20 protein-coding genes and 1 tRNA gene are annotated in these 26,882 nt (G+C 62.8%); 17 read left to right on the top strand and 4 right to left on the bottom strand.

Annotated elements, in window-relative coordinates; all coding sequences use genetic code 11:
- The first annotated feature begins 19 nt into the window (after positions 1 to 19).
- Positions 20 to 1,246, top strand: coding sequence for a 2', 3'-cyclic nucleotide 2'-phosphodiesterase (gene cca, locus VM99_04180; protein AKJ97285.1), 1,227 nt, complete (start codon positions 20 to 22; stop codon positions 1,244 to 1,246).
- Positions 1,247 to 1,390: 144 nt separating this feature from the next.
- Here the strand turns inward: cca and VM99_04175 are convergent, their stop codons facing one another.
- Together VM99_04175 and VM99_04170 are read right to left on the bottom strand one after the other, a co-directional pair.
- Positions 1,391 to 1,915 carry a 2-amino-4-hydroxy-6-hydroxymethyldihydropteridine pyrophosphokinase gene (locus VM99_04175; protein ID AKJ97284.1) on the bottom strand — a complete coding sequence of 175 codons (525 nt, stop codon included), beginning with the start codon at positions 1,913 to 1,915 and terminating at the stop codon, positions 1,391 to 1,393.
- Positions 1,906 to 2,259: a dihydroneopterin aldolase gene (locus VM99_04170; GenBank protein AKJ97283.1), complete on the bottom strand. Its 354-nt coding sequence runs from the start codon at positions 2,257 to 2,259 to the stop codon at positions 1,906 to 1,908. The genes VM99_04175 and VM99_04170 overlap by 10 nt, the downstream gene beginning before the upstream one ends.
- Before the next feature lie 74 nt (positions 2,260 to 2,333).
- Here VM99_04170 and VM99_04165 point away from each other — a divergent pair, with 74 nt between their 5' ends.
- Positions 2,334 to 2,903, top strand: coding sequence for a glycerol-3-phosphate acyltransferase (locus VM99_04165; GenBank protein AKJ97282.1), 570 nt, complete (start codon positions 2,334 to 2,336; stop codon positions 2,901 to 2,903).
- 51 nt (positions 2,904 to 2,954) lie between these two features.
- Here VM99_04165 and VM99_04160 read toward each other — a convergent pair whose 3' ends face one another.
- Complete coding sequence (locus VM99_04160; protein AKJ97281.1) at positions 2,955 to 3,980, bottom strand: UGMP family protein; 1,026 nt, start codon at positions 3,978 to 3,980, stop codon at positions 2,955 to 2,957.
- A gap of 199 nt (positions 3,981 to 4,179) precedes the next feature.
- On the opposite strand from VM99_04160, the gene rpsU reads away from it, so the two are divergent.
- The 15 genes from rpsU (at position 4,180) to VM99_04085 (ending at position 26,357) form a co-directional block, all read left to right on the top strand.
- Positions 4,180 to 4,395, top strand: a complete 216-nt coding sequence (rpsU, locus tag VM99_04155; protein AKJ97280.1) for a 30S ribosomal protein S21 — start codon at positions 4,180 to 4,182, stop codon at positions 4,393 to 4,395.
- Between the two features lie 477 nt (positions 4,396 to 4,872).
- A complete protein-coding gene (locus VM99_04150; GenBank protein ID AKJ97279.1) occupies positions 4,873 to 6,831 on the top strand; it encodes a DNA primase in 1,959 nt (652 codons plus the stop codon).
- Between the two features lie 67 nt (positions 6,832 to 6,898).
- On the top strand, positions 6,899 to 8,746 hold the full coding sequence (locus VM99_04145) for an RNA polymerase subunit sigma-70 (GenBank protein ID AKJ97278.1): 1,848 nt from the start codon (positions 6,899 to 6,901) through the stop codon (positions 8,744 to 8,746).
- A gap of 126 nt (positions 8,747 to 8,872) precedes the next feature.
- A complete protein-coding gene (locus VM99_04140; GenBank protein ID AKJ97277.1) occupies positions 8,873 to 12,616 on the top strand; it encodes a diguanylate cyclase in 3,744 nt (1,247 codons plus the stop codon).
- A gap of 15 nt (positions 12,617 to 12,631) precedes the next feature.
- A tRNA-Met gene (locus tag VM99_04135) sits at positions 12,632 to 12,708 on the top strand.
- Between the two features lie 43 nt (positions 12,709 to 12,751).
- Positions 12,752 to 15,220, top strand: coding sequence for a hypothetical protein (locus VM99_04130; GenBank protein AKK01693.1), 2,469 nt, complete (start codon positions 12,752 to 12,754; stop codon positions 15,218 to 15,220).
- Positions 15,221 to 15,255: 35 nt separating this feature from the next.
- A complete protein-coding gene (locus tag VM99_04125) occupies positions 15,256 to 15,717 on the top strand; it encodes an AsnC family transcriptional regulator (GenBank protein AKJ97276.1) in 462 nt (153 codons plus the stop codon).
- A gap of 267 nt (positions 15,718 to 15,984) precedes the next feature.
- Positions 15,985 to 17,667: an amine oxidase gene (locus VM99_04120; GenBank protein ID AKJ97275.1), complete on the top strand. Its 1,683-nt coding sequence runs from the start codon at positions 15,985 to 15,987 to the stop codon at positions 17,665 to 17,667.
- A gap of 12 nt (positions 17,668 to 17,679) precedes the next feature.
- The gene (locus VM99_04115) at positions 17,680 to 18,474 is read left to right on the top strand and encodes a carbon-nitrogen hydrolase (protein ID AKJ97274.1); all 795 of its coding nucleotides are present in this window, start codon (positions 17,680 to 17,682) and stop codon (positions 18,472 to 18,474) included.
- A gap of 48 nt (positions 18,475 to 18,522) precedes the next feature.
- Positions 18,523 to 20,961 (top strand): pyrroloquinoline quinone biosynthesis protein PqqF, encoded by a 2,439-nt coding sequence (locus VM99_04110; protein AKJ97273.1) that lies wholly within the window; start codon positions 18,523 to 18,525, stop codon positions 20,959 to 20,961.
- A 311-nt stretch (positions 20,962 to 21,272) separates the two neighbouring features.
- A complete protein-coding gene (locus VM99_04105; GenBank protein AKJ97272.1) occupies positions 21,273 to 22,184 on the top strand; it encodes a pyrroloquinoline quinone biosynthesis protein PqqB in 912 nt (303 codons plus the stop codon).
- 212 nt (positions 22,185 to 22,396) lie between these two features.
- Entirely contained in the window at positions 22,397 to 23,149 is a 753-nt protein-coding gene (locus VM99_04100; GenBank protein ID AKJ97271.1) for a pyrroloquinoline quinone biosynthesis protein PqqC, read from the top strand.
- Positions 23,146 to 23,421 carry a pyrroloquinoline quinone biosynthesis protein PqqD gene (locus tag VM99_04095; protein AKJ97270.1) on the top strand — a complete coding sequence of 92 codons (276 nt, stop codon included), beginning with the start codon at positions 23,146 to 23,148 and terminating at the stop codon, positions 23,419 to 23,421. The genes VM99_04100 and VM99_04095 overlap by 4 nt, the downstream gene beginning before the upstream one ends.
- The gene (locus tag VM99_04090; GenBank protein AKJ97269.1) at positions 23,393 to 24,562 is read left to right on the top strand and encodes a pyrroloquinoline quinone biosynthesis protein PqqE; all 1,170 of its coding nucleotides are present in this window, start codon (positions 23,393 to 23,395) and stop codon (positions 24,560 to 24,562) included. The genes VM99_04095 and VM99_04090 overlap by 29 nt, the downstream gene beginning before the upstream one ends.
- Positions 24,528 to 26,357, top strand: coding sequence for a peptidase S9 (locus VM99_04085; GenBank protein ID AKJ97268.1), 1,830 nt, complete (start codon positions 24,528 to 24,530; stop codon positions 26,355 to 26,357). The genes VM99_04090 and VM99_04085 overlap by 35 nt, the downstream gene beginning before the upstream one ends.
- A gap of 53 nt (positions 26,358 to 26,410) precedes the next feature.
- On the opposite strand, the gene VM99_04080 is transcribed toward VM99_04085, so the two are convergent.
- Positions 26,411 to 26,569 (bottom strand): membrane protein, encoded by a 159-nt coding sequence (locus tag VM99_04080; GenBank protein AKJ97267.1) that lies wholly within the window; start codon positions 26,567 to 26,569, stop codon positions 26,411 to 26,413.
- Positions 26,570 to 26,882: the final 313 nt, after the last annotated feature.

Genomic DNA, 26,882 nt, shown 5'->3' with positions numbered 1-26,882 from the left:
GGGCCAACGGAGGTTTTTTATGCAGATCTACAAAGTCGGCGGCGCAGTGCGCGACCGCTTGCTGGGCATTCCCGTCACTGACGTCGACCGAGTCGTGGTAGGGGCCACTGCCGATGAAATGCTCGCCAGGGGGTTTCGCCCCGTGGGAGCCGATTTTCCGGTATTCCTCGACCCGAAGACGGGCGAGGAATACGCCCTTGCCCGCACTGAACGCAAGAGCGGCCGGGGCTACGGCGGCTTCGTGTTCCATGCCAGTCCCGAGGTCACCCTCGAAGAAGACCTGATCCGCAGGGACTTGACGATCAACGCCATGGCCGAGGATGACCACGGCAACCTGACCGATCCATACCACGGCCAGCAAGACCTTGAAGCCCGCATACTGCGCCACGTTTCCCCCGCATTCGCCGAAGATCCGCTCCGTGTCCTGCGCGTCGCCCGCTTTGCCGCGCGGTACGCGCCGCTGGGTTTCAAAGTGGCGGAGCAGACCCTCGGGCTGATGCGCCAGCTCAGCGAATCCGGAGAGCTCGAAGCGCTGACGCCCGAGCGCAGCTGGAAGGAAATTTCCCGGGCACTCATGGAAGACCAGCCACAGGTGTTCATCCAGGTACTGCGCGACTGCACCGCCCTCAAGGTCTTGATGCCCGAAGTCGATGCGCTGTTCGGCGTCCCCCAGCCCGAAGCCCATCACCCGGAAATCGACACCGGCATCCACACCCTGGGCGTGCTGGAGCAGGCCGCCCGTCACAGCCAACCGCTGACCGTGCGCTGGGCTTGCCTGCTCCATGACCTGGGGAAAGGCCTGACACCCGAACACGAATGGCCCCGCCACATCGCCCATGAACACAAGGGGCTGAAGCTGATCAAGGCCGTCAACGAGCGCTTCAAGGTGCCGCGCGACTGCCAGGAACTGGCGCTATTGGTAGGGCAATATCACACCCACGGTCATCGCGCGCTGGAGTTGAAGGCATCCACGCTGCTCGAACTGCTGCAAAGCTTTGATGTGTACCGTCGGCCCCAGCGCTTTGAAGAGTTCATTGCGGCCTGCGAGATGGACGCGCGAGGACGCAAAGGGTTTGAGCGGCGCAGTTATCCACAGGCTGATTATCTACGGGGCGCGGCGGCAGCGGCTCGCGCAGTGGCGGTCCAGCCCTTGCTGGAAAAAGGCTTCAAGGGACCAGAACTGGGCGAAGCAATCAAGCGCGAGCGGCTCAGGACGTTGAAGGCGTACAAGGACGCGGCGAGCTGAGGGAAGTGGTGTATCAGTTGAATCTCTAGCAGATGTACGCCGCCATCGCGAGCAAGCCCGCTCCCACAAGAGAATCTGCGGCAAAGCCAAACGCCGTGGACACGACCCATCGCTGTGGGAGCGAGTTTGCTCGCGATGACGCTATCAGGAACGCAGCAGGGCTGAAGGCGTAAGCGGCTGCCCTCGCCATTCGAAGGCCACCGGCGCCAGTACCTGGTCGATCCGAGCTTCGTCCCACAGCGTGGCGAAACTCTTGCCGACACCAGGGTGCACCCGATCCGGCGCAATCAACGACAGGGGCCAGAGGACAAAGGCATTCTTGAGGATTTCCGCCCGCGGTAGCACCAGGCCATCGAAGTTGCCGACCTGTTCGCCATAGAGCAACACGTCGATGTCCAGCGGCAGTCCCTTGCGATCGGGGGCATAACGGCCGTTGTCAGCCTCGATGAACTTGAGGCGGCGATCCAGCTCCATCAGCGGCAAATCGGTGAAGGCCGACACGACGAAGTTGAAGAATGGCCCACTCTTGATACCCACCGGCTGGCTCTCGAACACGGCCGAACAATGAATATCCACCAGAAAACCCGCCAGGGCTTCGAGACCGGCGCGCAAATGGGTCTCACGCTCGATATTGCTGCCGAGCCCGAGAAAAACCTGAGTCAGCGACATCCGCGCTCGATCTCCACGCCAACACCGCTGGCCGCCGGGACGGCGCCAGGCTTGGTCACTTTCAGCCGCAGCCAGGTGATCTTGAATTCGTCCATGAGCGCCTGAGCCAGTCGTTCGGCAAAGGTTTCAACCAGTTGGAACTGGGCTTGCTCGGCAAACGCCTGGATACGCGACGATACGCTGGCGTAGTCGAGCGCCAGGGTCAGGTCATCGCCTGCGGCGGCCGGACGGTTATCCCAGGCAAAACTCAGGTCGAGTCGCAGACACTGCCGGATGCCTCGCTCCCAGTCGTAGGCACCGATTACCGTGTCGACTTCCAGGCCCTCGATAAACACTCTGTCCAAGCACTCTTCTCCGCAGCACGACAAGGGCGCAATGCGCCGTTAGAATCAGGGCGTCCTCGCCCGGAATAGTTAGCATGTTTTGGTTACTGGCGATTCTCGCCTACCTGCTCGGCTCGCTGTCCTTCGCCATTTTGCTCAGCCGCCTCACCGGTCGCCCGGATCCGCGAATGAGTGGCTCAGGCAATGCCGGCGCCACCAACATGCTGCGCCTGGCCGGACGCAAACTCGCCATCCTGACCCTGCTTGGCGACCTCTGCAAAGGCCTTGTACCCGTACTGATTGCCAGCCTTGCAGGGCTCTCGTTGCAACAACAGGCCTGGATCGGCGTGTGCGCCGTGATCGGCCACCTGTTCCCGCTGTATTTTCGCTTTCGCGGCGGCAAGGGTGTCGCCACCGCCGCCGGCATGCTGCTGGGCCTGTACCCGCCCGCGGCCCTGCTGGCGGTGTGCGCTTGGCTGTTGACGTTCTACCTGACCCGCACCAGCTCCCTGGCGGCATTGATCGCTACACCGCTGACCCTGCCGCTGCTGGCCTGGCAGGAACCGGCCGCGTTGCTGCCAATGACAGCGCTGGTGGCACTGATCGTCTGGCGTCACCGGGGCAATCTACGCGACCTGTTCGCCGGGCGCGAACGACATTTCTAGGCGGTGCAGGAAAAAACCCGCGGGTTCTTCCACACCCTCCTCCCCGACGCCCTACAACGGCGACAACTGCTCCATCGGCCAACGCGCCTGCACACTGATCGCCAGGCTTTCCTGCTGGCCGACCTGCAGGCGTTGACAGCCGGCAAAGGCGATCATCGCGCCGTTATCGGTGCAGAACTCCGGCCGGGCGTAGTAAACGTCGCCCTTCATGTCGCCAAGCATTTTCTCCAGCGACGTGCGCAAGGCCTTGTTCGCACTCACCCCGCCGGCGATCACCAGCCGCTTGAGCCCGGCCTGCTTCAGGGCACGCTTGCACTTGATGGTCAAAGTCTCTACCACGGCCTGCTGGAACGCCAGCGAGATGTCGCAACGGGCTTGTTCGCCGTCGTCACCAGCGCTGACGCATTGCTGCCAGGTGTTCAGGGCAAAGGTTTTCAGGCCACTGAAACTGAAATCGAGGCCGGGCCGGTCGCACATAGGGCGCGGGAATACGAAACGTCCGTCGACACCCTGGGCCGCCAGGCGGGAGATTTCCGGGCCACCGGGGTAATTGAGGCCCATCATTTTCGCGGTTTTGTCGAAGGCTTCGCCGGCGGCGTCGTCGAGGGTCTCGCCGAGCAGCTCATAGTGGCCGATGCCATCGACCCGGATCAGTTGCGTATGACCGCCCGATACCAACAAAGCGACGAACGGAAACTCTGGCGGCTGCGCCTCCAGCATCGGAGCCAGCAAATGGCCTTCCATGTGGTGCACGCCCAGGGCCGGAATACCCCAGGCAAAGGCCAGCGCCTGGGCACAGGACGCGCCCACCAGCAGCGCCCCCACCAGCCCCGGGCCGGCGGTGTAGGCAATGGCGTCGATCTCGGTCGGCACGCAATCGGCTTCGGCCAGGACCTGGCGGATCAAGGGCAGCATGCGCTTGACGTGGTCGCGCGAAGCAAGCTCGGGCACCACCCCGCCGTAGGCGCGGTGCAGGTCGATCTGGCTGAACAATGCATCGGCCAGCAGGCCGCGCTCACTGTCGTAGAGGGCGACACCGGTTTCGTCGCAGGAAGTTTCCAGTCCCAGTACTAGCATGGGTTTGCGCCTTGTAGCGGCTGAATTCGAAGGCGCGCATAATAGTCGCCGCGTTGTGCCCCGACCAGCGGTTTTCGATCAGAGGCTTTGCATTCCGAGCGTTGAGGGGTTAACATCCGCAACCCTTAAAAACCGACGTCTTCAAGTGCTCTTTTGCCGCGAGGATGTTGACCCCGGTAATGAATGAAGGTAGCTCTGGATGCCAGCCGTCAAAGTAAAAGAGAACGAACCCTTCGACGTAGCTCTGCGTCGTTTCAAGCGCTCCTGCGAAAAAGCCGGTGTTCTGGCTGAAGTTCGTAGCCGCGAATTCTACGAGAAGCCGACTTCTGAGCGTAAGCGCAAGGCAGCAGCCGCTGTTAAGCGTCACGCCAAGAAAGTTCAGCGCGAACAGCGCCGCGCCGTACGTCTGTACTAATACACAGACGTTCGTAGCAAGCTTCTGCCAAGCCCGGCCCTCAAGCCGGGCTTATGGCATTTGCGGAAAACGCTTGATGCTTCACCGTCAAAGCCGCAGACGCGACCGCGACAACCTGCTTCACCGCGTCAGACCTGGCTCTTTTGCCAGCGGTGCACGTCTCTTCTGACGAGCCTTCCAAGGCTACTGACGAGCACACCCTGATTCCTCTAACGACGATCAGCCCAAGGCACCTGCTTGCGTGCCCGCTTCATGAGCTATCCGAGGCCTGACCGGCCGTTACCGGACTCAGCACACTTATTCAAACCGTCAGATACTGATTGCCATTAACGTCAGTGGATTTTCGGCAGATACACTTCCCAACAGCGATGATGCAGACAACCCGGTCGAGCCACCGATTTACCGTGTCTCAAACCAAGCCCCGGTTACGCCTGTTGATTCCGGGCTCCTATTTCGCGCAGTGATGATGAGAACGCCATGGCCGGGCTGATTCCCCAGAGCTTTATTGACGACCTCCTGAACCGCACCGACATCGTCGATGTGGTCAGCTCTCGCGTGCAAATGAAGAAAGCAGGCAAGAACTACACGGCCTGCTGCCCGTTCCACAAGGAAAAAACCCCGTCCTTCAGCGTCAGCCCCGACAAGCAGTTCTACTACTGCTTCGGCTGTGGCGCGGGCGGCAATGCCCTCGGCTTCCTGATGGACCACGACAACCTGGAGTTCCCCCAGGCCGTCGAGGAACTGGCCAAGGCCGCCGGCATGGAAATTCCTCGCGAGGAAAGCGGCCGGCAGCACAAGCCCCGCCAACCGACCGATTCGCCGCTGTATCCCCTGCTGACAGCGGCGGCCGAGTTCTATCGCCAGGCGCTCAAGAGCCATCCCGCGCGCAAGGCGGCGGTGGACTATCTCAAGGGACGCGGCCTGACCGGCGAGATCGCCCGGGACTTTGGCCTCGGCTTTGCCCCGCCGGGCTGGGACAACCTGTACAAGCACCTGAGCAGCGACACGTTGCAGCAACGTGCCATGATCGACGCCGGCCTGCTGATCGAAAACGCCGAGACCGGCAAGCGCTATGACCGCTTCCGCGACCGGGTGATGTTTCCGATCCGCGACACCCGCGGGCGGATCATCGCCTTTGGCGGCCGGGTCCTGGGCGACGACAAGCCCAAGTACCTGAACTCCCCGGAAACCCCGGTCTTCCATAAAGGCCAGGAACTCTATGGCCTGTACGAAGCTCGCAAGAACAACCGCAACCTCGACGAAATCATCGTCGTCGAAGGCTACATGGACGTGATCGCGCTGGCCCAGCAAGGCCTGCGTAACGCCGTCGCGACCCTGGGCACGGCCACCAGCGAAGAACACATGAAGCGCCTGTTCCGCGTCGTGCCCAACGTGCTGTTCTGCTTCGACGGCGACCAGGCCGGTCGTAACGCCGCCTGGCGCGCGCTGGAGGCTACCCTGCCCTGCCTGCAGGACGGACGGCGTGCCCGCTTCCTGTTCCTGCCCGAAGGCGAGGACCCGGACACCCTGGTGCGTTCCGAAGGTACGGATGCCTTCCGCGCGCGGATCAACCAGCACGCCCAGCCGCTGGCCGATTATTTTTTCCAGCAACTGACAGAAGAAGCCGACCCGCGCTCCCTCGAAGGCAAGGCCCACATGGCCACCCTCGCGGCGCCACTGATCGACAAGGTGCCAGGGGCCAACCTGCGCATCCTGATGCGCCAGCGCCTGACCGAGATCACCGGCCTCAACAGCGAGGCGGTCAATCAACTGGTCCACAGCGCGCCCCAGGAGGCCCCGCCGGCCTACGACCCGGGCATCGACTACGACGCGATGCCGGACTTCGCCGACTATCATCAACCCCAGCAGGATTACGCTCCCCAGCAGGAGTGGACGCCGAAGAAGCCCGGCAGCGGCGGCAAGAAATGGGACAAAAAACCCTGGGACAAGAACGGCAAGCGTGGCGATCGCGACCAGCCACGTGCCCCGCGGGTCCCGGCCGCCGTCGAACCACCAACACTGGCCGCGTTGCGCACCTTGCTGCATCACCCGCAACTGGCCGAAAAAGTCGAGGATGCCGGGCATTTCGCCGCCGAGGACCACAGCAATACGCAATTGCTGGTCGCCCTTCTCGAGGCCGTGCAGAAGAACCCCAGGCTAAACTCTTTCCAGTTGATCGCGAGGTGGCACGGCACCGAGCAGGGGCGCCTGTTGAAGGCCCTGGCCGAGAAGGAGTGGCTGATTGACGGAGACAACCTTGAACAACAGTTTTTCGACACCATTACTAGCTTGTCCGCCCGCCAACGCGAGCGAAACCTGGAACAACTTCTGCGAAAAGCTCGCCAGAGCGAGCTGACCAGCGAAGAGAAAAACCAATTGCGCGACTTACTCAGCCGCAATGTTTGCGCATCAAACCCGACCTCAACTGGCGCGTGAGGTCACAGCTCAGGTATAATCCTCGGCTTGTTTTTTGCCCGCCAAGACCTTCAGTGGATAGGGTGTTATGTCCGGAAAAGCGCAACAGCAGTCTCGTATCAAAGAGTTGATCCTATTGGGTCGTGAGCAGGGCTACCTGACTTACGCGGAGGTCAACGACCACCTGCCGGAGGATATTTCAGATCCGGAACAGGTGGAAGACATCATCCGCATGATCAACGACATGGGGATCAACGTATTCGAGGTTGCGCCAGATAAGGATGCCCTTATGCTGGCCGACGCCGATACCGACGAGGCGGCCGCTGAAGAAGCAGCCGCAGCGCTGGCGGCGGTCGAGACCGACATTGGTCGCACCACCGACCCGGTGCGCATGTACATGCGCGAAATGGGTACGGTAGAACTCCTCACACGTGAAGGCGAGATCGAAATCGCCAAGCGTATTGAAGAAGGCATCCGTGAAGTGATGGGCGCAATCGCGCACTTCCCTGGCACGGTTGACCATATTCTTTCCGAGTACAACCGCGTCACCACCGAAGGTGGTCGCCTGTCCGACGTCCTGAGCGGCTACATCGACCCGGACGACGGCATCGCGCCGCCTGCCGCCGAAGTACCGCCACCGATCGACGCGAAAGCCGCCAAGGCCGACGACGACAACGATGACGAAGACGCCGAAGCCGGTGACGACGAAGAAGAAGCCGAAAGCGGTCCGGATCCGATCATCGCTGCACAGCGTTTCGGCGCTGTGGCCGACCAGATGGAAATCACCCGCAAGGCGCTGAAGAAGCACGGTCGCAACAACAAGGCGGCGATTGCCGAACTGTTGGCCCTGGCCGAGCTGTTCATGCCGATCAAGCTGGTGCCCAAGCAATTCGAAGGCCTGGTCGAGCGTGTTCGCAGCGCCCTGGATCGCCTGCGTCAGCAAGAGCGCGCGATCATGCAGCTGTGCGTGCGTGATGCCCGCATGCCGCGTGCCGACTTCCTGCGTCAGTTCCCCGGCAACGAAGTCGACGAAAGCTGGACCGACGCACTGGCCAAAGGCAAGAGCAAGTACGCCGAAGCCATTGCCCGCCTGCAACCGGACATCGTGCGTTGCCAGCAGAAACTGAGCGCGCTGGAAACCGAGACCGGCCTGAGCATTGCGGAAATCAAGGACATCAACCGTCGCATGTCCATCGGTGAGGCCAAGGCCCGCCGTGCGAAGAAAGAGATGGTTGAAGCGAACTTGCGTCTGGTGATCTCCATCGCCAAGAAGTACACCAACCGTGGCCTGCAATTCCTCGACCTGATCCAGGAAGGCAACATCGGCCTGATGAAAGCGGTGGACAAGTTCGAATACCGTCGCGGCTACAAGTTCTCGACCTATGCCACCTGGTGGATTCGTCAGGCGATCACTCGCTCGATCGCCGACCAGGCCCGCACCATCCGTATCCCGGTGCACATGATCGAGACGATCAACAAGCTCAACCGTATTTCCCGGCAGATGCTGCAGGAAATGGGTCGCGAACCGACGCCGGAAGAGCTGGGCGAACGCATGGAAATGCCTGAGGACAAGATCCGCAAGGTACTGAAGATCGCCAAAGAGCCGATCTCCATGGAAACCCCGATCGGTGATGACGAAGACTCCCATCTGGGTGACTTCATCGAAGACTCCACCATGCAGTCGCCGATAGATGTCGCCACCGTAGAGAGCCTCAAGGAAGCGACCCGCGAAGTACTCTCGGGCCTCACCGCACGTGAAGCCAAGGTACTGCGCATGCGCTTCGGCATCGACATGAATACCGACCACACCCTTGAGGAAGTCGGTAAGCAGTTCGATGTGACCCGTGAGCGGATCCGTCAGATCGAAGCCAAGGCGTTGCGCAAACTGCGCCACCCGACGCGAAGCGAACATCTGCGCTCCTTCCTCGACGAGTGACCCCCAAAACCCCCGGCCCTGCCGGGGGTTTTGCCATGTGTCGATAAAAACCCTCCGTTACGCCCTCCCCGCCCTGTTGGCCGTCTACACTCGAAACATCCTCCCCGAACCATTGACGAGACAGTGATGCCCAGACTGACGGCCGCGCTTTTGTTGTCATTGATGACATGGACCGCAACAGCTGGCGCGTTCACGCTCACCGACGAGGAGCAACGCTGGCTCAAGGACCATCCCGACCTGCGACTGGGCATCGATGCCTCCTGGCCGCCGTTTGAGTTTCGCGACGACCAGGGTCGTTACCAGGGCCTGGCCGCCGACTACGTCGACATCCTCCGCGAGCGGCTGGCCATCAAGATCGTCCCGATCGAGCCGGCCACCTGGACGGAGGTGCTGGAGCAGGTCGTACAGGGCAAGATCGACCTTCTGCCGGGCATCATGTCCACCCCCGAACGCCAGAATTACCTGGCCTTCACCCGTCCCTACCTCGACTTCCCCATTGTCATCCTGGCCCACCGCGGCGGCGCCCAACCCCATAAACTGGAAGACCTGTACGGGTTGAAAATCGCCGTGGTGGAGAACTACGCTCCCCACGAGCTGTTGCGCAATCATCACCCCGACCTGAATCTGGTGGCGCTGCCCAACGTCAGCTCAGCCCTGCAAGCCCTGGCGACCGACGAAGTGGACGCCGTGGTCGGCGACCTGGCCTCCAGCGTCTGGAGCCTGCGCCAACTCAAGCTCGAAGGCCTTTATGTCAGCGGGGAAACGCCCTACCGCTACCAATTGGCGATGGCCGTCCCACGGGACAGCAAGATCCTGGTGGGCATCCTGGACAAGGTCCTGGCTGACATGAGCCCGGCCCAGGTCAGCGAGATCCAGGCGAAATGGGTCGGCAATGTACATGACTACCGCCAGTTCTGGTCGGACCTGGTGGTCTACGGCCTGCCGGCTCTGCTGCTCCTGGTGGGCATCCTGGCGGTGGTGATTCGCATCAACCGTCGTCTCAGCTCGGAGATCGCCCGGCGCGTCGAGCTGGAGCAGGAGTTGCGCAGCAGCGAATATCATTACCGCGGACTGGTGGAAAGCCTGTCGGCCATTGCCTGGGAGGCCCGGGTCAGCGACTTCACCTACAGCTACGTGTCACCCCACGCCGAAGAACTGCTGGGCTACCCACTCGCCCACTGGCTGATCCCGGGGTTCTGGCGCAATATCATTCACCCGGCCGACCTGACCAGGGCCGAGACCTATTGCAACCAGGAAGTGCTCGCCGGCCGCGACCATTGCATCGATTACCGCGTACTCACCGCCGACGGCCGCTGCCTGTGGGTGCGCGACATCGTCAGCCTGATCGAACATGCCCATGAACCCGTGATGCGCGGGCTGATGATCGACATCAGCGAGGCCAAGCGCACCGAGGAAGCCTTGCGCCTGTCCGAACAGAAATTCGCCTCGGTGTTCCGCCAGTGCCCGGACATTCTGGTGATTGCGCGCCTGCTCGACGGCTGCCTGCTGGAGGTCAACAGCGCTTTCGAGGAGCAGATCGGCCTGAGCGCCGCCGAGGTGGTGGGTCGGACCGCGACCGACCTCGACATCTGGGGCATCCAGGGGGTGGGGCCGAGCCTGTTGCAACGTCTGCAGGCCGGAAGCATCCGCAACCTGGAGATGCCCTTCCGCCGCAGCAACGGCCAGGCGTTCACCGGGCTGATTTCCGCCGAGCCGTTTGACCTCGACACCACGCCGGCCCTGGTCGTGGTAGTGCGCGACATCAGCCAGTTGAAGGAAACCCAGCAACAGTTGCAGACCTCCGAAGAGAAGTTTGCCAAGGCGTTCCACGCGTCACCGGATGGCTTGCTGCTGTCCCGGCAAAGCGACGGCCTGCTGATCGAGGTCAACGAAGGCTTCAGCCGCATCACCGGCTTCAACAGTGCCTTATCGGTGGACCGCTCGACCCTGGACCTCGGCATCTGGGTCAATCTCAACGAACGCAAACAGATGCTCGACCTGTTGCAGCGCGACGGTTTCGTGCGGGATTTCAGTTGCCATATCCGGCGCAATGACGGGCAGATCCGGCTCTGCGAAGTGTCCAGCCGACCGCTGCCCATCGGCGACGAAGACTGCATGCTGACCATCGCCCGGGACATCACCGAACGCCACTTGATGCAGGAAAAGCTGCAACAGGCGGCCACCGTGTTCGAAAGCACCGCCGAAGGCGTGTTGATCACCGATACGCAACAACACATCAGCGCCGTGAACCGCGCCTTCACCGAAATCACCGGCTACAGCGAGACCGAAGCCTTGGGCCATACACCGCGCCTGCTGGCTTCCGGCCTGCATGACAGCGCGTTCTACGCCGCGATGTGGCACCAGTTGACGGCGGAGGGGCACTGGCAGGGGGAGATCTCCAACCGGCGCAAGAACGGCGAGCTGTACCCCAGCTGGCTGACCATCAGCGCGGTGCGCAACCGGGAACAACAGATCACCCATTTCGTGGCGGTGTTTGCCGACATCTCCAGCCTCAAGCATGCCCAGGCCCGGCTTGATTACCAGGCTCACCACGACCCGCTTACCGGCCTGCCGAATCGCACCCTGTTCGAAAGCCGCCTGCTGACAGCCTTGACCAGCCAGCAGGAGCAAGGCGGCCAGGGCGCGGTGCTGTTTCTCGACCTGGACCGTTTCAAGCACATCAACGACAGCCTCGGGCACCCGGTCGGCGACCTACTGCTCAAGGGCATCGCCGTGCGCTTGCGCGAGCAACTGCGTGATATCGACACCGTGGCTCGCCTGGGCGGCGACGAGTTCATCATCCTGCTGCCCGGCTTGCAGCAACCCAGCGACGCCGAGCACATCGCCCAGAAGCTGTTGAACTGTTTTACCGCGCCATTCCAGGCCGGCGAACACGAGTTCTTCATCAGCGCCAGCATCGGCACCAGTCTTTATCCACAGGACGGTTGCGACGTTGCCACGCTGGTCAAGAACGCCGACGCGGCGATGTACCGCTCCAAGGCCAAGGGCCGCAACCGGGTGGAAAGCTACACTCGCGACCTCACTGCCCAGGCCAGCGAGCGCGTGGCCCTGGAGCACGAGCTGCGCCGGGCGATCGAGCGCAATGAACTGTCGCTGTCCTTCCAGCCGAAAATCAGCCTCGCCGACAACCGACTGGTGGGGGCCGAGGCGCTGATTCGCTGGTACCACCCGACGTTTGGCGACGTGCCGCCGGAGCACTTCATTCCCCTGGCCGAAGAAAACGGCATGATCCTGCAGATCGGCGATTGGGTACTGGAGCGCGCGTGTCGGCAACTGTGCGAATGGAACAGCACCTACGAAAGCCTCGGCCCGTTGTCGGTCAACCTGGCCGGCGCCCAGCTACGCCAACCCAACCTGCTGGGGCGCATCGAACAATTGTTGCGGGAGAACCAGCTCGAACCGGGTCTGTTGCAACTGGAAATTACCGAAAACTTCATCATGAGCCAGGCTGAAGAAGCCCTGATGGTGCTGCACCAACTGAAAAAACTCGGCGTGCAACTGGCCATCGACGACTTCGGCACCGGTTATTCCTCCCTGAGCTACCTCAAGCGTCTGCCGCTGGACATCCTCAAGATCGACCAGTCCTTCGTCCGCGGCCTGCCCGACGACCCCCACGACGCCGCCATCGTACGGGCCATCATCGCCCTGGGCCGCAGCATGCAATTCACCATCATCGCCGAGGGCGTCGAGACCCTGGCCCAACAGCAGTTCCTCACCGAAGAAGGTTGCGAACAAATCCAGGGCTACATCGTCAGCCTGCCGCTGTGCGCCGCCGAGTTCGCCGCCACGTTTCTGCGTGTGACCGTATCGGATTATTCGGATAGCACAGCCGAGAAACCGTCGCTATAATCCGCGGCCTACTGAGGGCCTATAGCTCAGTTGGTTAGAGCAGAGGACTCATAATCCTTTGGTCCACGGTTCAAGTCCGTGTGGGCCCACCAAATTGAAAGCCGCGCATTGCGCGGCTTTTGCGTTTTTGAGAGGGTGGTTGCCTCGTTCCTCCCTCCCCTCCCAGAGACGTCCATCATCGCCAGCCCCAGCCTCCCCCGACTGTTTCTCGATCTGTTCTGGCAACTGGGCATCCTGGTGGTGCCGGCCTTTTTCGTCACGGTGATGCCGCCGGTGTTGGCCTTGCTGACGGTGCTGTTGCTCGGCGTGTCGATGGGTCTGGCGGTGCGCCTGGGCTTTCGATCGACCGCCCGAGGCCTGGCCCGATTGACAATTGGCGCGGTGTTTGGCCTGGGCTTCAGCCTGGGCAGGGCGCTGCCCGAGTGGTGGGGCATCCTGGCGGCGATCGCCGCGATCATCGGCGGGCTCGCGGGCGTCAGCACGTGGGAGCGGCGCCTTGGCCTGGTGGTGGAACCGGTCAAGGGCCCGAGTGCCTGGGGTGGCGGCGAGCCGCAGTTGACGCCCGAGGGCGAGCCGATCCGGACGTTCAATCACAGTGAAATCGCGATGGGGGGCCCGACCTATTGCGACTACCTGTTCCCCGACGGTGTGCTGTTACAAGGTCTCGGGTCTTCGGCGGTGTTCTCGGCGGATGGACGTTACTTTGCGGCAACCGCACCGTCCCGGCAGGCTTGGGGGTTAGTCGTGCTTGACCGCCAGCAGCGGCGGGTCTATCGCTGCGACAACAGCGAGTTCTGGGAATTGGACACGCTGGACCTCAACGGGCTGGCGGGTCGCCACAGCCCGCTGGTGGACGATGGCGCCCGCCAGGCCCGGCTCGATGAATTGCTGCAAACCGCCCGCGTTGCCGAACTGGTACCCGTCGCCGACCTCTGGCTGGAACCTGGCAGTTACCCGGACGCTATCGCGCACACCATCGAGTGCCGCTCTGCCGACGGGCAACACTGCCTGACGGGCAGGCTTTCACTGCCTCCGGCGTTTCGCGACCTGCCCCAACCCCTGGCGCCGCTGGTGTCACCGCGCTATGCCATCAGCGTCAATGAGCAGCCCTCCGGCCTGTTGATGGCCGCCGATCCGGCCATTGTCTGGAGCTCCGATCAGCGCGCTCTGGTGTGCCAGGCCCAGGAGCAGGGCGACAGTTCCGAGGGCGACCGGTACTGGTTGTGGCACGCCGACCAGGGCTGGCGCGCCCTTCCCTCGCCTTGGGTGAAGCATGACGTTGAGCCATCCTTTTACTGGAGTGACGTGCTCGGTCTCGACGCCCATCATGTGCGCATAGGTGCGTACCTGGATTACCCACGCCCGTCCCTTGGCCGGCATGGTTATCGCCTCGACAGCATCCACGGCGATACCGAAATCCAGGCAGGTCACGATGCCCAGGGTCGCGTGCAGGTGGCCGAGTTTCAGTTGACCCGGATGAGCATCGTGCTGCCGTTGGACAGTGAGGGCCGACGAGGTGACGCGTTCATCGAGACACAGCCGTTGCTGGGTGGCCTCTGCGCCCACCTGACCTGGCTGACCGACAATCACGCCGGCATGGGCGCTTATCGTTGCCAGATCGGTGACTGGCAACTGCCTGGGCGCTGGCTGCTGGATCATCGGGTGTCGGACTGCGGACGGTATCTGGCGCTGTTGCCTTTTGCCGAAACAATGACGTTGGCCACCCATGCGGTGGTGGTCGATGTGCCGGCACGCAGCCTGTTGCAAGGACCGCCCCTGTGGGTGGCCCGCGTGCTTGATTTCCGTAATGGCGTGCTGAGCCTGGCGACGATTGCCGGCCGCCTGGGCCAGGACCTTGAAGGCAATGCACTGCAACGCTTCGACATCCCTGCGCCACCGGTCGGCAGCGATCCGTCGTTCTTTCATCCCGACGAGCGATCCCGGCTGTTCTACAACGCCGTAGAGCTGCGCGTGACCGGCTCTCAGCTACACAGCGTCGACCCCTGGCGCCAAGTGGATCGCCCCCAGGTGGCCAATGCCGACGGCGATTTTATCCAGCCCGCACCGGGAGGCCAGGACGCCGCCTGGCTGTTCGGCAGTGAAACGGAGTACGGCGACAGCTGGATCCGCGCCAGCTCGCCACGGCTCGGCGGCCACCTGCTGACAGCCTCTGGCTGCGCGCTGAACGAGCTGGCGCCTTCAATGATCTGGTCACCGAAAGGCCGCTATCTCGCCCTGACCCGCATGGCGACAGATGTAACCGAGCTTTGTGGCCACTATCGAGGCTGGCAGTTGCTGCTGCTCGATGTCCAGGAACACACGCTGCGGGTGCACCCGCAATGGCTGGGCAACCGTCCGCTGTTCGAACGCTTCGGCAACGATCATGTGCAAGTCCGGTGTTTCGAACGGGATTGGGCAGCCGAGGACGATGATGACCCGGGCTCCGTGCGGTCCTTGCCGCTGGCCGCGCTGCTGCAATTGCCGGTTGAACCGCTGGTCTGCCAGGACGGTATCTGGCTCAGGGCCACGCAAACACACTTGGCACCTGCCTGGCGCGCGCTGACATTACCGGCCATCGGCTATTTCCAGCCAGAGAACCTGTAACATGTTCGCCCACAACGCCCACGCCGGAGCCCGCCTTGGCTGACACCCGTCCCCCCGTCCTCGACGAAATCGACCGCCAACTGATCGCGGCCCTGCAAATCAATGCCCGGGAAAGCGTCGCCATGCTCGCCCGGCAACTGGGCATCGCCCGGACGACCGTGACCTCACGACTGGCGCGCCTGGAAAAGACCAAGGTCATCACCGGATACGGCGTGCGCCTCGGCCAGCGGCTGATTGATGGCGGCTTGCAGGCCTACGTCGGCATCAAGGTCCAGCCGCGCTCCGGCAAGGACGTGCTACGGCGCCTGAGCGCCATGGCCCAGGTCCAGCAGTTGTGTGCCGTCAGTGGCGAGTTCGATTATGTGGCCTGGCTGCGCACCGACTCGCCAGAACAGCTGGATCAGTTGCTGGACCAGATCGGCAGCGTGGACGGCGTGGAAAAGACCACCACCTCGATCATCCTCAGCAGCAAGATCGACCGGGGCCAGCCGCTCTAGAACCCGCACTTGTGAGCGCGCGGCTGCTCGTGATTGCGTGAGACCAGGCAGTGCCTGCATCGCAGACATACGCCCTTCGTGAGCAGGCTCGTTCCCACGGGAAGGATTTTTGTCATTAAGACTGTCAAATACGTCAAATCGACTCATCACACATAAAAATGACGACATATTGTGTCTTATTAACGTATCTCCCACTCCCTAGAATGGCTGGCATCTTTCCTATACTCAGACGCGAGCTTTGCGTCGAGTCGCCCATCAAGGTCCGCCATGAACAAGCACAATCGCCATCCAGCAGACGGTAAGAAACCCATCACTATCTTCGGGCCGGACTTCCCTTTCGCTTTTGACGACTGGATCGAGCACCCGGCGGGGCTGGGCAGCATTCCTGCCGAGAACCTGGGTGCGGAGGTGGCGATTGTCGGGGCCGGGATCGCCGGGCTGGTGGCGGCGTACGAATTGATGAAGCTGGGCCTCAAGCCCGTGGTCTATGAAGCGTCGAAAATGGGTGGGCGGCTGCGCTCCCAACCATTCAATGGCGCCGAAGGGGTGATCGCCGAGTTGGGCGGCATGCGTTTCCCGGTGTCTTCCACGGCGTTCTACCACTACGTCGACAAGCTGGGCCTGGAAACCAAGCCGTTTCCCAACCCGTTGACCCCAGCCTCGGGCAGCACGGTCATCGACCTCGAGGGCCAGACCTACTACGCCGAGAAAATGGCCGACCTGCCGGCCTTGTTTCAGGAAGTGGCGGACGCCTGGGCCGACGCCCTGGAGGATCGCTCGCGCTTCGGCGAGATCCAGCAGGCGATCCGCGACCGCGACGTGCCGCGCCTAAAGGCACTGTGGAACACCCTCGTCCCCCTGTGGGATGACCGCACGTTCTACGACTTCGTGGCCACTTCCAAGGCCTTCGCCAAACTCTCTTTCCAACACCGCGAGGTGTTCGGCCAGGTCGGTTTCGGCACGGGTGGCTGGGATTCGGACTTCCCCAACTCGATGCTGGAAATTTTCCGCGTGGTGATGACCAACTGCGACGATCACCAGCACCTGGTCGTCGGTGGCGTCGAGCAAGTGCCCTACGGCATCTGGAAGCACGTGCCGGAACGCTGCGCGCACTGGCCCCAGGGCACCAGCCTGAGTTCGTTGCACCTGGGCGCTCCGCGCAGCGGCGTGAAGCGCATCGCCCAGGCCGCCGACGATCGCTTCAGCGTGACGGACGTCTGGGGCGACACCCGCGAATATGCCGCCGTACTGGTCACCTGCCAGAGCTGGCTGCTGACCACCCAGATCGAATGCGAAGAGGCGCTGTTCTCGCAGAAGATGTGGATGGCCCTGGACCGCACCCGCTACATGCAATCGTCGAAGACGTTCGTGATGGTCGACCGGCCGTTCTGGAAGGACAAGGACCCGGAAACCGGCCGCGACCTGATGAGCATGACCCTGACCGATCGCCTGACCCGCGGCACGTACCTGTTCGACAACGGCGACGACAAGCCGGGGGTGATTTGCCTGTCCTACTCCTGGATGAGCGATGCGCTGAAAATGCTCCCGCACCCGGTGGAGAAACGGGTGAAGCTGGCCCTCGACGCGCTGAAAAAAATCTACCCCAAGGTGGACATCGCCGCGCGGATCATCGGCGACCCGATCACCGTGTCCTGGGAAGCCGACCCGCATTTCCTCGGTGCCTTCAAGGGCGCCCTGCCCGGCCACTATCGCTACAACCAGCGCATGTACGCGCATTTCATGCAGGACGACATGCCGGCTGAACAACGCGGGATCTTTATCGCCGGCGATGACGTCTCATGGACACCCGCCTGGGTTGAAGGCGCGGTACAGACCTCGCTCAATGCCGTGTGGGGAATCATGAAGCACTTCGGCGGAAAGACCCACGCCGAGAACCCGGGGCCAGGCGATGTGTTCCATGAGATCGGTCCGATCGCCCTGCCTGAATAAAAGGAGTTGTCGATGCGCGTAGCCCTCTATCAATGCCCACCGTTGCCACTGGATCCGGCCGCTAACCTGCAACGCCTGCACCAGATCGCGCTGGAAGCCAGGGGCGCCGATGTGCTGGTGCTGCCGGAGATGTTCCTGACCGGCTACAACATCGGCGTCGACGCGGTGAACGTATTGGCCGAGGTCTATAACGGCGAATGGGCGCAACAGGTCGGCCGCATTGCCAAGGCGGCCGGGCTGGCGATTGTCTATGGCTACCCCGAACGCAGCGAAGACGGGCAGATCTACAACGCGGTGCAATTGATCGACGCCCAGGGCGAACGCCTGGCCAACTACCGCAAAAGCCACTTGTTCGGCGATCTCGATCACGCGATGTTCAGCGCCGGGGACAATGCGCTGCCGATCGTGGAGCTCAATGGCTGGAAGCTCGGCATGTTGATCTGCTACGACCTGGAGTTCCCGGAGAACGCCCGGCGCCTGGCCCTGGCCGGTGCCGAACTGATCCTGGTGCCGACCGCCAATATGCAGCCTTATGACTTCATCGCCGATGTCACCGTGCGCGCCCGGGCCATCGAGAACCAGTGTTTCGTGGCCTACGCCAACTACTGCGGCCACGAGGGTGAACTGCAGTACTGCGGCCAAAGCAGCATTGCCGCGCCGGATGGCAGCCGGGCCGCGTTGGCGGGGTTGGACGAGGCCTTGATCGTGGGGGAACTGGATCGGCAAGTGATGGACGACGCTCGCACAGCCTACAACTACTTGCACGATCGCCGCCCAGAGCTTTACGGCGACTTGCACAAGCACTGACACGGTCTAATCCGCTAGCATGAGCGCATCTCTGTCCTGGAAGCGCTCATGCCGGCCCCCGATTCCCCTCGCCTGACTCCTGAAACCCTGGCCAACGGCCTGCAGGTGACCGTGCGTCACGTCCCTGGCCTGAAGCGCAGCGCCGCCGTGCTGCGGGTGGCGGCCGGCAGCCATGACGAGCCCCTGGCCTGGCCTGGAATGGCGCATCTGCTCGAACATCTGTTCTTCCTGGGTACCCAGCGTTTCCCCGTCGGCGAGAACCTGATGGCCTACGTGCAACGGCACGGCGGTCAGGTCAACGCACGCACCAGCGAACGCACCACCGACTTCTTCTTCGAAGTCCCCCCAGCGGCCTTCAGCGGCGGACTTGAACGGCTCGGGGACATGCTTACGCATCCGCGCCTGGATGAAGCCGATCAGTTGCGCGAACGAGAAGTGCTCCAGGCTGAGTTCGTCGCCTGGTCCCAAGACGCGACCGCCCAGCGACAGCTTGCCCTGCACAATGGGCTGTCGGCGACCCATCCGCTACGCGGCTTTTATGCCGGCAACCGCGACAGCCTGGCGGTTTCTCAAGCCGAATTCCAAGCGGCCTTGCACAGCTTCTACCAACGGTTTTACCAGAGTGGCCAAATGCGCCTGAGCCTGGTGGGCCCGCAGAGCGTCGAGGCGCTGATGGCGCTGGCCGAACAATTCGGTGAGCAACTGCCAAGGGGCGAAGCGGTGCGCAGGCAACTGCCGCCGCCGTTGATGGCAACGGCCCAGCCTCACTATCAACAGCTCGACAATGACAGCCTCGACCTGCTGTTTGCCTTCGAACAACTTCCTGACGCCTCGCCCCAAGCCCTGGCGTTTCTCTGCACGTGGCTGGAATCCAGCAAGCCGGGCGGCCTGCTGGCAGCGTTGCGTCAGCGTGGCCTGGCGGACAGCCTCAAGGCCAGCGTGTTGCATGAATTTGCCGGGCAAGCGCTGTTGCACCTCGAACTCAAGCTCATCGCTGATCAAGCGTCGAACGACATCCAGGCGTTACTCCACGATTGGCTGGGTTTCTTTGCCGCCCAGGATGACTGGGCGTCGTTGCGCAGCGCGTTCAGCGCCCGCTTGCAGCGTCGTCAGGAAACCGGTTCGGCGTTGCAACTCGCTCGCTGGGACAGCGAAGGGCTCGATGTGCCCCTGACGGAGCACGACCTCGCGAGGCTCAGGGAAATCCTCAGGCAATTGCACCCGGCCACTGATGTGATCGGCGAATGGCATTTGCCCGAGCCCAACCCCTTCCTGCAAACACCCGACGAAGCGCCCCGCGCCGGCCTGATACGCGGCCAGACCAGCGCCCATCGCGGGTTGCGCACCTTCGCCCAGGACCGCTCCCGGGGCCGCCGGGAGCGCTCGCCCATGTCGTTCAGCCCGGCGCTGGCGAACCACAACCGCGAAGGCGTGGTGTACCTGCGCTGGCGCTTGACCACCCAGGCACCGCCGGACCTTCAGACCAGGCTCGACCGACATCTGCACGACCTGTACGAGGATGCCCGCCAGGCCGGCGTGGACGTCACCTTCGAGCCGTCCGGCCACCAATGGCTGTTGAAACTGGTGGGCCTGCAAGCGCCCATGCCGTCGGTGCTCGAACATGTGCTGGCGAAACTGGGGGAGCCGCTGCCAACGGCCCGCGCCGCACACGAAGCGCCGCCGATGCCGATTCGACACCTATTGAAGGCCCTGCCGGGGTGTTGCAGCCGTTTATCGGTACCGCCATTGCCCATTGGGGCTCGCGATGAGGACCTCTGGGCAAGCGCCCAGTGGGATGGACTGGCCGTGGGGCTTTCAACGGTGGCTCAAGGGGCAATGGGCCCGGTGCTGGCCCGGGTGCCGGGCATCGGCAGCCAGGACTCCGATCCGCTGAAATGGCCCGCAGGGCGGCGCCTATGGAAAAACCTGCAGACCCATGGCGACGAACACGCCGTGTTGTTGTTTTGTCCGGCACCCACTTCGACGTGGTCGGACGAGGCCGAATGGCGGCTGTTGGCGCAGTTGTGCCAGGCGCCGTTTTATCAGCGCCTGCGGGTCGACCTGCAACTGGGCTATGGCGTGTTCAGTGGCTTGAAACAGCTCGACGGGCACACCGGCCTGCTGTTCGGCGTCCAGTCACCCCATGCGTGCGCCACGACACTGATCGGGCATATCGAGCAGTTCCTCAATGACCTGCCGGACTTGATCGAGCAGACCGAGGACCTGGCCCTGGGCAACTCGCAACGCAGCCTCGCTGCCCAGCTCCAGGGGGATGTCCTGCCGGCTCCGCAAGCGGCCGAGCTGCTCTGGCAAGCCCGGCTGGCCGGCCACCCGTCGGATTACCCCCAACGCTTGCCTGAGGCTCTCCAACAGGTGGATCGGACGCGGTTGATGGCAGCCGCCCAGCGCCTGATCGATGCCGAAGGCAGCTGGTTTTGCCTGGCCAACGGGGCCGGCGGGGGTTCGCCGTGGCAAAGCTGGGACTGATCGTTACCGGCGCTGCAAAGAGCTTTCTCCGAGAATCGCGGCCTGGAAATTGTTTAATTTAGTAACATAGTCGCCTAAGCATCTGAACATCTCCGAACGGAGGTGGACTATATGTATAGATCCCAACCGTCTCACCCCAACCAAAGGAGTATTCCCATGTCCTGGTCCAAACCCGCATATATCGACCTGCGTATCGGTTTCGAAGTCACCATGTACTTCGCCAGCCGTTGATCGTTGCAGGCACTTGAGCACGCAGCACAACGCCTCGGTCAACCGGGGCGTTTTTATTTTGGTTTGCAGATGGAGTGGCCATGTTTGTCCAGATTCTAGGTTCCGCCGCCGGCGGCGGTTTCCCCCAGTGGAACTGCAACTGCGTCAATTGCGCAGGTTTTCGCAACGGCAGCCTGCGGGCCCAGGCGCGCACCCAGTCGTCCATCGCGATTTCCGATGACGGCGTGAGTTGGGTGTTGTGCAACGCTTCCCCGGACATTCGCGCGCAACTCCAAAGCTTCGCCCCGATGCAGCCTGGCCGGGCCCTGCGGGACACCGGCATTGGCGCCATCATCCTGATGGACAGCCAGATCGACCACACCACCGGCCTGCTCAGCCTGCGCGAAGGCTGCCCGCACCAGGTGTGGTGCACCGACATGGTCCATGAGGACCTGAGCACCGGTTTCCCGCTGTTCAACATGCTGACCCACTGGAACGGCGGGTTGAGCTGGAATCGTATCGAGCTCGACCAGAGCTTCACCATCGCCGCCTGCCCGAACCTGCGTTTCACGCCACTGCCCCTGCGCAGCGCCGCGCCGCCCTATTCACCGCACCGCTTCGACCCGCACCCGGGCGATAACATCGGCCTGATCGTCGAAGACCTGCGCACCGGCGGCAAGCTGTTCTACGCTCCGGGCCTGGGCAAGGTCGATGGGCCGCTGCTGGAGATCATGGCCGGCAGCGACTGCCTGCTGGTGGACGGCACAATGTGGGACGACGATGAGATGCAACGCCGTGGCGTCGGCACCCGCACCGGCCGCGAGATGGGGCACCTGGCCCAGAACGGCCCCGGCGGGATGCTGGAGGTGCTGGAACAACTGCCCAATCAGCGCAAGATCCTTATCCATATCAACAACACCAACCCGATCCTCGATGAAGACTCGCCCGAGCGGGCCGAGCTTGTACGCCGAAAGATTGAAGTGTCTTACGACGGAATGAGTATTGAGTTGTAAGAAGGGCGGAACCAATGTGAGGTGAGCTTGCGGTGAGTCAGTCAACGCTTGTGCTGGCTGAGAGGACGCCTTCGCGAGCAAGCTCGCTCCCACACTGGTTTTGCTGTGAATCGGATATCCAATGCAACTCGAATTACTGTGGGAGCGAGCTTGCTCACGATGGGGCCAGCCCTGACGCCACAGACCCCACGGGCATTTCCCGGAGAATCAAAATGACTGACACCCCCCTGTCCCCCGCCGAGTTCGAAGCGGCCCTGCGTGCCAAGGGTGCGTATTACCACATCCATCACCCGTATCACGTGGCGATGTATGAAGGCCGCGCCACTCGCGAGCAGATCCAGGGCTGGGTCGCGAATCGCTTTTACTACCAGGTGAACATCCCGCTCAAGGATGCCGCAATCCTGGCCAATTGCCCGGACCGGGAAATCCGTCGCGAGTGGATCCAGCGCCTGCTCGACCATGATGGCGCGCCCGGCGAAGACGGCGGTATCGAGGCCTGGCTACGGCTGGGCCAGGCCGTGGGCCTGGACCCCGATCAACTGCGCTCCCAGGAGCTGGTGCTGCCGGGGGTGCGCTTCGCCGTGGACGCCTACGTCAACTTTGCCCGCCGGGCCAGTTGGCAAGAAGCCGCCAGCAGCTCGTTGACCGAATTGTTCGCCCCGCAGATCCACCAGTCGCGCCTGGACAGCTGGCCACAGCATTACCCGTGGATCGACCCGGCCGGCTATGAGTACTTCCGCACCCGCCTGGGCCAGGCTCGCCGCGATGTCGAACATGGGCTGGCAATTACCCTGCAGCACTACACCACTCGCGAAGGCCAGGAGCGCATGCTGCAAATCCTCCAGTTCAAACTGGACATCCTCTGGAGCATGCTCGACGCCATGAGCATGGCCTACGAATTGAATCGCCCGCCCTATCACAGCGTGACCGGAGAACGGGTGTGGCACACAGGAATCCCCCTATGAGTTTCGACCGCAGCAAAACCCCTCGCTGGCGTCCCGGCTATCGCTTCCAGTACGAACCGGCACAGAAAGGCCACGTGCTGCTCTATCCTGAAGGCATGATCAAGCTCAACGACAGCGCGGCGCTGATCGGCGGTCTGATCGACGGCGAGCGGGATGTCGCGGCCATCATCGGCGAACTGGCCAAACAGTTCCCGGACGTGCCGGAACTCGGTGACGACATCGAGCAATTCATGGAGGTCGCCCGTGCAGAACACTGGATCGAACTTGCCTGAGGCCAGCGGCCTGCCGGCCAAACCCGAAGTCGGCCTGCCGCTGTGGTTGCTGGCGGAGCTGACTTATCGCTGCCCGCTGCAATGCCCGTACTGCTCCAACCCGCTGGACTTCGCCGAACAAGGCAAGGAGCTGAGCACCGAGCAGTGGTTCAAGGTGTTTCGCGAAGCCCGGGAAATGGGCGCCGCGCAACTGGGTTTTTCCGGTGGCGAGCCGCTGGTACGCCAGGACTTGGCCGAGCTGATCGGCGAGGCCCGCAGGCTGGGCTTCTACACCAACCTGATCACCTCCGGCATCGGCTTGACCGAGCAGAAGATCAGCGACTTCAAGAAGGCCGGCCTGGACCATATCCAGATCAGCTTCCAGGCCAGCGACGAACAGGTGAACAACCTGCTGGCCGGCTCGAAGAAAGCCTTTGCGCAAAAACTCGAAATGGCCCGGGCGGTGAAGGCCCACGGTTATCCGATGGTGCTGAACTTCGTCACCCACCGGCACAACATCGACAGGATCGATCGCATCATCGAGCTGTGCATTGCCCTGGAAGCCGACTTCGTCGAGCTCGCCACGTGCCAGTTCTACGGCTGGGCGCAGCTCAACCGCGTCGGGCTGCTGCCCACCCGGGAACAATTGGTGCGCGCCGAGCGCATTACCAACGAGTATCGCGCCAAGCTTGAGGCCGAAGGCCACCCGTGCAAGTTGATCTTCGTCACCCCGGACTACTACGAGGAACGCCCCAAGGCCTGCATGAATGGCTGGGGCAGCCTCTTCCTGACCGTCACCCCGGACGGCACCGCTTTGCCCTGTCACGGCGCCCGACAGTTGCCGGTGCAGTTTCCCAATGTGCGCGACCACAGCATGCAGCACATCTGGTACGACTCGTTCGGCTTCAACCGCTTTCGCGGCTACGATTGGATGCCCGAGCCCTGCCGTTCCTGCGATGAAAAGGAGGAGGATTTCGGTGGCTGTCGCTGCCAGGCCTTCATGCTCACGGGCGATGCCAGCAACGCCGACCCGGTGTGCAGCAAGTCCGAACATCACGGGGTGATTCTCCAGGCTCGCGAAGACGCCGAGCACGCCACCCAGACCATCGAGCAACTGGCCTTTCGCAATGAACGAAACTCACGCCTCATCGCCAAAAGCTGATCCGTTCAGCGCCGCCCAGGCCGTTGCCGCCGGCACCGACTTCGCCGAGCTGCGGGTAAGCCCGCTGGGCCTGTTCTGGAATGAATACCGGCCTGGCGACGGGGCCTGCCGGATCTGGCATTGGCAAGGCGCCCAGGCACGATGCCTGACCCCGGACGGGTTCAGCGCCAACAGCCGCGTCTACGAATACGGCGGCGGCGCGTTTTGCCTGGACGACGAGGGCGTGGTGTTCGTCAATGAGACCGACCAGCAGATCTATCGCCAGGCACTGGGGGCCGAACGCCCCGCGGCACTGACCTCGGGCGACTGTCGCCATGGAGACCTCAGCGTCGCCCGCGGCCAGGTACTGGCGGTGGAGCAGCAGGCCGATCGGCATCGGCTGGTGGCCATCGGCCTGGCGGACCGTCAGCGTCAATTGCTGGCCGAAGGCGCGGATTTCTACGCCTCGCCGACCGTCAGCGCCGACGGCCAGCGACTGGCGTGGATCGAATGGAGCCGGCCGCATCAGCCCTGGACGGCCACGCGATTGATGCTGGCCGAACGCAAGGGCTCGGGGTGGGGCGAGCCACGCTGTGTGGCCGGCGATGCTGCCGAAGAGTCCATCCAGCAGCCACGTTTCGATGCTTCGAATCGTCTTTACTGCCTGACCGATCGCGGCGGTTACTGGCAGCCCTGGATCGAATCGGCCGACGGCTTGCAACCACTGCCCGCCGCTCAAGCCGATCACGCACCGGCGCCGTGGCAAATGGGTGGTTGCACCTGGCTGCCGCTGGACGAACACACTTACCTGGCGAGTTGGACCGAAGCGGGGGTTGGCCGGCTGGGCCTGTGTTGCAGCGGGAACGCAAGCCAGGACTACACCGGCGCCTACACGCGCTTTCGCAGCCTGGCCCTGGACGAGCAGTTCATCTATGCCATCGCCGCCTCGCCCACCCTACCGTCAGCGGTGATCGCGATCGAGCGGCACAGTGCCGGCGTCGCGGTGCTGGCCGGCGGCGTCGCGCCACTGCCCGCCGCGCAGGTCAGCCGTCCGCGCACGTTGCGCTACCCCAGCGGTGCGGGTCAGGCCCATGGCTTCTTTTACCCGGCCATGGACAGCCAGGAGAAGCCGCCATTGGTGGTGTTCATCCATGGCGGTCCCACCTCGGCCTGCTACCCGGTGTTCGATCCTCGCATTCAGTATTGGACCCACCGCGGCTTCGCCGTTGCCGACCTCAATTACCGTGGCAGCAGCGGCTATGGCCGGGCCTATCGACAAGCCTTGCACCTGAATTGGGGGGTGGTGGATGTCGAGGATGCCTGCGCGGTGGTCGCCTACCTCGCCGAGCAGGGCCTGGTCGACGGTGAGCATGCGTTCATCCGTGGCGGCAGCGCCGGCGGCTACACGGCTCTTTGCGCCCTGGCGTTTCGAGAGGTGTTCCAGGCCGGCGCCAGCCTCTATGGCGTCAGCGATCCTGTCGCCCTGGCGCGCGCCACGCACAAGTTCGAAGGCGATTATCTGGACTGGCTGATTGGCGACCCGCAACGGGACGTCGAACGCTACCGCTCACGCACGCCGCTGCTACACGCGGATCGAATCCGCACACCGGTGATCTTCTTTCAAGGGGAACTGGATGCCGTGGTCGTGCCACAGCAGACCCGCGATATGGTCCGTGCGCTGGAGGACAACGGCGTCACGGTCGAGGCCCATTACTATCCGGATGAACGCCACGGTTTTCGCAAGGCGGTGAACCAGGCCCATGCGCTGGAGCATGAGTGGTTGTTCTATCGCAAGGTGATGGGCGGCGTTGTCTAGGGAAATGAAGAAGTTGTGGGAGCTCGCTCCCACAGGGTTCTCGATGAAATTGTTCAGCGCTTGGCGATGATATAGACCGCGTGAACGATGCCTGGAATGTAGCCCAGCAGCGTCAGCAGGATATTCAGCCAGAAAGCCCCGCCGAAGCCCACTTGCAGGAATACGCCCAGCGGCGGCAGCAGGATGGCGATGATGATACGAATAAAATCCATGGGTTGGCTCCTGGTTGATCATGGCTACGTTGCCATATAGCTCATTGACACCTGACCGCTCGTCAGGGTTCAGAGACAACCGAAAAGAAGCCCCGGATAAAAACGCGGGCAAAAGAAAACCCCGCCGAGGCGGGGCTTTGCAGACTGTTTCCCTGACATCCATTTCACTCCGCCTTCCTGGCAGAATCCTACGTGTCCGTGCTGTAACTTTTGCGCATCCTGCGCGACGTCCATGTGAAGTAGATTAACGGTGGATCCAATCCGCCGGTAGAGGGAAAACGCCAGCACGATGTGTAAGCAAATGCTTACACAT

It is taken from the genome of Pseudomonas chlororaphis, assembly GCA_001023535.1.
Lineage (GTDB): Bacteria > Pseudomonadota > Gammaproteobacteria > Pseudomonadales > Pseudomonadaceae > Aquipseudomonas > Aquipseudomonas chlororaphis_E.
This window is presented reverse-complemented; position numbering and strand designations above follow the sequence as displayed.